The organism is Pseudomonas sp. NBRC 111130 (assembly GCF_001320485.1).
Lineage (GTDB): Bacteria > Pseudomonadota > Gammaproteobacteria > Pseudomonadales > Pseudomonadaceae > Aquipseudomonas > Aquipseudomonas vlassakiae.
The window spans coordinates 36,943-40,980 of sequence record NZ_BCBG01000028.1 but is presented as its reverse complement, the minus strand read 5'-3'; the positions used below and the strand labels follow the sequence as shown (position 1 = coordinate 40,980).

At 64.1% G+C, this 4,038-nt stretch carries 3 protein-coding genes; 2 read left to right on the top strand and 1 reads right to left on the bottom strand.

Features of this window, described 5'->3' with window-relative positions:
- The first annotated feature begins 97 nt into the window (after positions 1-97).
- Entirely contained in the window at positions 98-1,255 is a 1,158-nt protein-coding gene (macA, locus tag APH33_RS14580; RefSeq protein WP_054885822.1) for a macrolide transporter subunit MacA, read from the top strand.
- Between the two features lie 2 nt (positions 1,256-1,257).
- Complete coding sequence (locus tag APH33_RS14575; RefSeq protein ID WP_054885821.1) at positions 1,258-3,261, top strand: MacB family efflux pump subunit; 2,004 nt, start codon at positions 1,258-1,260, stop codon at positions 3,259-3,261.
- A 131-nt stretch (positions 3,262-3,392) separates the two neighbouring features.
- On the opposite strand, the gene APH33_RS14570 is transcribed toward APH33_RS14575, so the two are convergent.
- Positions 3,393-4,037 (bottom strand): helix-turn-helix transcriptional regulator, encoded by a 645-nt coding sequence (locus tag APH33_RS14570; RefSeq protein ID WP_054885820.1) that lies wholly within the window; start codon positions 4,035-4,037, stop codon positions 3,393-3,395.
- Position 4,038: the final 1 nt, after the last annotated feature.

Below are 4,038 nucleotides of genomic sequence, written 5' to 3'. Positions count from 1 at the left end.
TCGAAGGCGCCTCGGACCTTGTAGGAGCGGGTAAACCCGCTCCCACAGGGCAAGAGGCAAGCTGTTGATGATGTGATTTGAATGGAAGTGAGTGTTCATGGATAAGTCCAGATTCCGCAAGTTCAGCCTCGGCGCCGCCGTGGCCCTGGTCGCCGGCATCAGCCTGTATGCCATCCAGGCCCCGGCCAAGCCGCCGCAGTACATCGTCGCCACGGTGGAGAAGGGCGACATCGAGAACGCGGTGCTGGCCACCGGCATGCTCGAGGGCATCAAGCAGGTGGACGTCGGCGCCCAGGTCTCCGGGCAGCTCAAGTCGCTCAAGGTCAAGCTCGGCGACAAGGTCAGCCAGGGCCAGTGGCTGGCCGAGATCGACCCGCTGGTGTTGCGCAACACCTTGCGCCAGGCCGAGGTCGACGAGGAAAAACTGCAAGCCGAAAAACGTTCGACCCAGGCCCAGCTGCGCCAGGCCAAGCGTGTCTACGAGCGCTACCGTGAGCTGCAGTCCGACGAGTCGGTGTCGCGCCAGGACTTCGAAAACGCCGAATCGGATTACGAGGTGAAACAGGCCTCGGTGCGTTCGCTGGACGCGCAGATCCAGAGCGCCCGGGTGGAGATCGACACGGCCAAGGTCAACCTTGGCTATACCCGCATCAACGCGCCGATCACCGGCCATGTGGTGGGCATCGTCACCCAGGAAGGGCAGACCGTGATCGCCAACCAGCTGGCGCCGGTGCTGCTCAAGCTCGCGGACCTCGACACCATGACGGTCAAGGCGCAGGTTTCCGAAGCCGACGTGATCCACATCACCCCAGGCCAAGAGGTGTACTTCACCATCCTTGGTGAGGACAAGCGCTACTACGCCAAGCTGCGCGGCACCGAGCCTGCGCCGCAGAACTACGCGCAAAGCACCGACAAGAGCGATGGCAGCAGCACCAAGCCCAAGGGCGCGGTGTTCTACAACGCCCTGTTCGAAGTGCCCAACCCCGACCACCGACTGCGCATCTCGATGACCGCCCAGGTGCACATCGTTCTGGACACCGCCCAGGGCGTGCTGACCATGCCGGTGGCGGCGCTGGGCCTGCGCAATGGCGACGGCAGCTTCCCGGTGCGGGTGCTCGATGCCAAGGGCTTTGCCCAGGTGCGCAATGTGCAGACCGGCATCAACAACAACGTCAAGGTGCAGATCAAGGACGGCCTGGCCGAAGGTGACCGGGTGGTGATCGGCGAGCCGGTGTCTGGCGAAGCAGGGGCGTGAGCATGAACATGACTGTCGAGCTGACCCCGCACCTGGCAGTCGCCCGTGGCCAGGGCGAGCCGTTGCTGTGCCTGCAGGGTGTGACCCGCAGCTTTCTCGCCGGCGACCGCGAGTTCCACGCGCTCAAGGGCATCGACCTGCAGATCCGCAGCGGCGAGCTGGTGGCGATCATCGGCGCGTCCGGCTCGGGCAAGTCGACCCTGATGAACATCCTCGGCTGCCTGGACAACGCCAGCAGCGGCAGCTATCAGGTCGGTGGCCAGGAAACCCGAGAACTGGACGACGATGCCCTGGCCGCACTGCGCCGTGACCATTTCGGCTTCATCTTCCAGCGCTATCACCTGCTGCCGCACCTGGATGCGCTGCACAACGTCGAGATCCCGGCCGTTTATGCCGGCTTGCCCCAGGGCCAGCGCCACCAGCGGGCGCGCGAGCTGCTGACGCGGCTGGGCCTGGACGGTCACCTCGAACACCGCCCCAGCCAGCTGTCCGGTGGTCAGCAACAGCGGGTGAGTATCTGCCGGGCGCTGATGAACGGTGGCCAGGTGATCCTCGCCGACGAGCCGACCGGCGCCCTGGACACCGCCAGCGGCAAGGAGGTGATGAACATCCTGCTGGAGCTGCATGGCGCCGGCCACACGGTGATCCTGGTCACCCACGACCCTAAGGTTGCCGCCCATGCCGAACGGATCATCGAAGTCAGCGACGGGCAGATCATCAGCGACCGCAGCAACGCCCGCGAGGCCCTGCCTACACCAGCTGCCGAGCCTGCGCCCAAGGCGCACGCCACGCAGCGCCTGCTGGCGAGCCTGGGGATGTTCCGCGAGGCGTTCAAGATGGCCTGGATCGCGCTGATCTCGCACCGCATGCGCACCTTGCTGACCATGCTCGGGATCGTCATCGGCATCACCTCGGTGGTGTCCATCTCGGCCATCGGCGAAGGCGCCAAGGGCTATGTGCTCAAGGACATCCAGGCAATCGGCAGCAACACCATCGACATCTACTCGGGCAGCAACTTCGGCGACAGCCGGGCCAAGACCATCGAGACCCTGCTGCCGGCCGATGTGGCGGCGCTGAATGCGCTGTACTACGTCGACAGCGCCACCCCGGTGATCGGCCAGAGCACCCTGGTACGCTACCGCAACCTGGATGTCGACGTGCAGCTCAACGGCGTCAGCGAACACTACTTCCAGGTGCGCAACATTCCGTTGGCCGCCGGCATCGTGTTCAGTGCCGACGACGCCCGGCGCCAGGCCCAGGTGGTGGTGATCGACCACAACACCCGCAAGCGCCTGTTCGGCAGCAATGTCGACCCGCTGGGGCAGGTGATTCTGGTCGGCAACCTGCCGTGCACGGTGATCGGTGTTACCGCCGAGAACAAGAACCTGTTCGTCGCCAGCAACCAGCTGAACATCTGGGTGCCCTACGAAACCGCCGCTGGCAGGGTGCTCGGCCAGCGCCACCTGGACAGCATCAGTGTGCGCATCAAGGACGGCGTGCCGAGCAAAAGAGTGGAGGAGGAGGTGACCAAGGTGATGCTGCAGCGCCATGGCACCAAGGACTTCTTCACCAACAACCTCGACAGCATCATGCAGACGGTGCAGAAGACCAGCCGCTCGCTGACCCTGCTGCTGTCGCTGATCGCGGTGATTTCGCTGGTGGTGGGCGGTATCGGGGTGATGAACATCATGCTGGTGTCGGTGACCGAGCGCACCCGCGAGATCGGCATCCGCATGGCGGTGGGGGCGCGGCAGTCGGACATCCGCCAGCAGTTTCTGGTGGAGGCGGTGATGGTCTGCCTGTTTGGCGGCGTGGTCGGGATCGGGCTGTCGTATGGGATCGGTTATCTGTTCGAGCTGTTCGTGAAACAGTGGGAGATGGTGTTTTCGCCGGCGTCGATCGTGATGGCATTTGCCTGTTCGACGTTGATCGGGGTGGTGTTCGGGTTTGTGCCGGCCAGGAATGCAGCAAGGCTGGACCCGATCGAGGCCTTGGCCAGGGATTGAGGTCGGCCTGTTCTGGCCTCTTCGCGGGCACGCCCGCTCCCACAGGGATATCACCACCCTTGAGTGCAGTGCAGTGCAGTAGCTGCGGGAGCGGGCTTGCCCGCGAAAGGGCCGGATCAGGCTAAAGAGATTCAGGCCTCGGCATACATCCAACGCATCAACGAGTGTCGCCCACTGATCCCCAGCTTGATTGCCGCCCGGCGCAGGTAGCTCTCCACGGTATTCACCTTCAGCGCCAGCCGCTCGGCCTGCTCGGGCGCCGTAAGCCCGGCCAGCAACCCCAGGCACACCTGGCATTCACGTTCCGACAGGGTCAGCCCGGACTGGGTGATACGCTCCAGAAAACGCGCTTCCAGGCTTTCCGCTGCGCAGCGCTGGGCAACAGGCTTGAGGGCATCGATATGCTTCTCCAGCATCGGCAGCAGCAGGGGTGAGATGTCATCAAGGCGGCTGCGTTCATGGGCCGAAAAACCATAGGTCGAGCCTGCGCGCAGCACCTGGATCTCATAACGCGATTCACCCTTGCGACGGATCAGGTGCAACCGCGCCGGGTCGTCGAAATCACCTTCGGGGTGGCGGTCGGAAGAAAACACGGTTTCGTTGATCAGCGTCGAGTCGTTGCCACGTTCGGCTGCCTGCACAGGTAACTGGCGAATCTGCATGGCATCGATGGTCAGGTGGGCCTGGATCAGGTCGTGCAGCATGCGTGGGAACTGGCGGCTGCCGGTACTGGCAATGACTTTGCCGATCTGCGGGTAGAGCAAGTGCGAATTCATC